Annotated in this window: 6 protein-coding genes; 4 read left to right on the forward strand and 2 right to left on the reverse strand. The window is 64.1% G+C overall.

Annotated features, from left to right (window positions below; genetic code table 11):
- Positions 1-907, forward strand: a 907-nt coding sequence (locus ACEN88_RS28140; protein WP_413344960.1) for an HlyD family efflux transporter periplasmic adaptor subunit, incomplete at its 5' end; no start/stop codon positions are given.
- A gap of 3 nt (positions 908-910) precedes the next feature.
- Here the strand turns inward: ACEN88_RS28140 and ACEN88_RS28145 are convergent.
- Entirely contained in the window at positions 911-1,531 is a 621-nt protein-coding gene (locus ACEN88_RS28145; RefSeq protein ID WP_413344962.1) for a hypothetical protein, read from the reverse strand.
- Between the two features lies 1 nt (position 1,532).
- On the reverse strand, positions 1,533-2,084 hold the full coding sequence (locus tag ACEN88_RS28150) for a papain-like cysteine protease family protein (RefSeq protein ID WP_413344964.1): 552 nt from the start codon (positions 2,082-2,084) through the stop codon (positions 1,533-1,535).
- On the opposite strand from ACEN88_RS28150, the gene ACEN88_RS28155 reads away from it, so the two are divergent.
- From ACEN88_RS28155 to ACEN88_RS28165, 3 genes are all read left to right on the forward strand, one after another.
- Entirely contained in the window at positions 1,972-2,226 is a 255-nt protein-coding gene (locus ACEN88_RS28155) for a hypothetical protein (RefSeq protein ID WP_413344970.1), read from the forward strand. The two genes, ACEN88_RS28150 and ACEN88_RS28155, sit on opposite strands and share 113 nt — an antisense overlap.
- Positions 2,227-2,275: 49 nt before the next feature.
- The gene (locus ACEN88_RS28160; protein WP_413344966.1) at positions 2,276-2,638 is read left to right on the forward strand and encodes a hypothetical protein; all 363 of its coding nucleotides are present in this window, start codon (positions 2,276-2,278) and stop codon (positions 2,636-2,638) included.
- Between the two features lie 66 nt (positions 2,639-2,704).
- A complete protein-coding gene (locus ACEN88_RS28165; RefSeq protein WP_413344968.1) occupies positions 2,705-2,887 on the forward strand; it encodes a hypothetical protein in 183 nt (60 codons plus the stop codon).
- Positions 2,888-2,952 lie beyond the last annotated feature (65 nt).

Raw genomic sequence — 2,952 nt, forward strand, 5'->3', positions numbered from 1 at the left:
TTTTTTTTCCCCCCCCCCCGCCCCCCCCCTCGGGCCGGGGGGGTGGGGGGGGGGTTTTTTTTTTAAAACAATCATCTTGGGGGGGGGGGGGGGGGGGGCGGGGGGGCGGCCCCCCCACGAAGCGGCCAAGTACGAGCGCCTGTTCGCGCTGCCGGGCGGCGGCGGGGTCTCGCAACTGCAGGTGGAGGGCAAGAAGAATGCGCTGCAGGCGGCCGAGAACGCGGTGCGCGTGGCGGAATCGCGCGCGAGCGAGCTCTCGGCGCGCCAGAGCCTGGAAACCACCGAGGCCCGCTCGCAGCTGGAGACGAGCGGCCAGCAGCTCGCGAGCCTGCGCCTGCAGTACGAAGCGGCGACGCGCGAGGCGACGAACGTCGAGGAAAAGCTGCGGCTGCAGGTGCAGACGGCGCGCCTGGTGGCGGATGCGGCATCGCGCATCCAGTTCGAGAACATCGACAAGGACAATTTCCTGCGCATCCTTGCGCCCGTGGACGGCGTGATCACGGAGGTGACGTCCACGCAGCCCGGCGATAAGATCCAGGCGAACACCCCGCTGGGCGGCATCGTGCCGAAGAACACGCGGCCCCTGCTCAAGATCGAGATCCCCGAACAGGACCGCGCCTTCCTCCGCGAGGGCTTGCCGGTGCAGGTGAAATTCAACGCCTTTCCATACCAGCGCTACGGCATCATCGACGGCACCTTGCAGACCATCGCGCCCGCGACCCGGGCCTCGCCGCAGACGCGGCTGCCCGTGTACGAAGGCCGCGTCGCCCTCGAGCGCGATCACTACACCGTGGGCGACACGTCGTACCCGCTGCGCTACGGCATGACGGCGAGCGCGGAAATCGTCGTGCGCAAGCGCCGTCTCATCGACCTGGCCTTCGACCCGTTCCGCCAGCTCGGCGGGTGATGCCTATTGCGGCAAGCCGTTGTCGCCGTCGGACGCCGCCTTGAGCTGCAGGAAGACGACGTCCGCCGGCACGGTTTCTCCCGCCCGGAGCTTGGTGCGCGGGTCGTCCATGACGGGTGTCAGCATGAGCTTGCCTTCGACCCGGTCGGCGACGAACCAGGATTTCATCGCAGCCACGTGCACGAGGAAATCGCCGGCGCCGTGACGATAGCGGCTGACGAGCCGTGCCACGGCCGCGTTGCCCAGTTCGGACGCCCGCCAGCCTTCGCGCGACCCGGTGACGAAGATCGAGGTCGCCACGCGGTCGCCGACCTTGACGGGGTACAGGCTACGGCGGATGTCGACGAGCAGCGTTTCCGGATCGGTGTTCCCGGTAAAGGCACGCAGGGCGTCGAGCTGGACCCGGTAGACCTGCAGCGGCTCGCCGAGCGTGGCCTGGCGTACCTCGGCCTCCGACTCGAAACCGAGCGACGCATAGTTGCCGGCATTGACGACCTGCCGGAGCGTGGCCAGGCCATGCTGCGCTGCGGTGTCCTGGCTGTGGTTGGGGCGGGGTTGGCTCGTCTGGCAGCCGCCGAGGAAGAGGACGACCGCAACGACCAACGCGAAAGGAAGTTTGCGCATGTCAGTCACCTTTGTACGTGATGTTGTAATAGTCGTTCCAATGGGTGTGGTCGCCCGTGCGGCTGACGTAATCGGCATACGTCATGATGGTTTCCGTGCCGCCGACGAGCGTGCCCAGATCCGTATAAGGCTCGGGATCGTTGACGTCCACGTATTGCACGCCGTTCACCGTGAAATAGCCTTTTACGACCATCATGTGGCCACCGCCGCCGGGCCAGTGCCAGCTGAATGCGATGGGTTTCTTTTTGCAGTAAATCTGCGATTTGATCTGGCTGAACGTGAGTGCCGTATCGGAGGTCTGGTCGGCCGTAAAACCGTATTTCACGTATTCCGGCCAGCCGCCGTTATTACAGCTTCCGGAATTATTTTCGCAGCACGTCGCGAGGCCGAAACGGTTATTCGCTTCCACGCATTGGGCGACGTCATGGCCCAGGAAACGCATGGTCATCTGGCCGCTCGCCGCCCAGCACCAGTTCGACGCCTGCTGCGGTAATTTCGGGACGTCGATTGTGGATACCAACGGTGGATTACAACAGGCGGATAAAGTTCCCAATAAAAAAATTCCGCCAAGTATATTTGCGCTTTTCATTACGGCGACCCTCCAGCGAGTTCAATCGTTTATTTCCGGAATCATCCACGTATGGATAAACCCTCCCGATAAAGGTATATGCAGATCGGTTGCGAACCCAACCTGATTCCCGTGATTGGTTGAGGCCGCTCATTGATGAATAACGCCATCTTTTAATGCGGTATCATTGCGCCATGCGCCGCCTGATCCTCATCCTGCTGCTGGTCGTCTATCCATTCCAGGTCGCCCTGGCCATGGCGGACAAGTGCTGCGCGATGACGCCGGCCGGCGTGAGCCACCACAGCGTCGTCGCGCCAGGCGTAGACCGGACCGTGTTCGTGGCCGACGACGACGGCGCGTCCCTGGTCGACCCGCACTGCGCGGCCTGCACGTTCGGACATACGGCGTGCCTGCCCGCGGCGTTCGTCGTGATACCGGCCGAGCGCCGGCACGCTTCCAGCATCGCCTTCTTCCCGCCCTACCTCAAAGCGCCGCCCGCGAGCCGTCCCGAACGGCCGCAATGGCCTGCCGCCGCCTGACCCGCGCGCGGCATTGATACCCCACAAATCTCCGCGCGCCTGAATCGACCATTTTCAGGAGCACGCATGAACACATCCAGACAAAGACTGGCGATGTTCGTCCTCGCATCCGCATTGGCATGGCGCTGCGGCGCCGAGCCCCTGCGCGTCGCGGCGGACACCACCCCCATCGACTTATCCACAGCGATCCGGCTCGCCCTCGACCAGCCCGCCGCGCGCGCGGCCGCGCATGAGGTGTGTGTCTTTTAAACAAATGACGCTGCCGCCCAATATAGAGGTGGTTTTGTGGGGGGGGGGCGGGTGATTTAAAAAAA

Origin of the sequence: Massilia sp. CT11-108, from assembly GCF_047302915.1 — a bacterium.
Lineage (GTDB): Bacteria > Pseudomonadota > Gammaproteobacteria > Burkholderiales > Burkholderiaceae_D > Telluria > Telluria orientalis.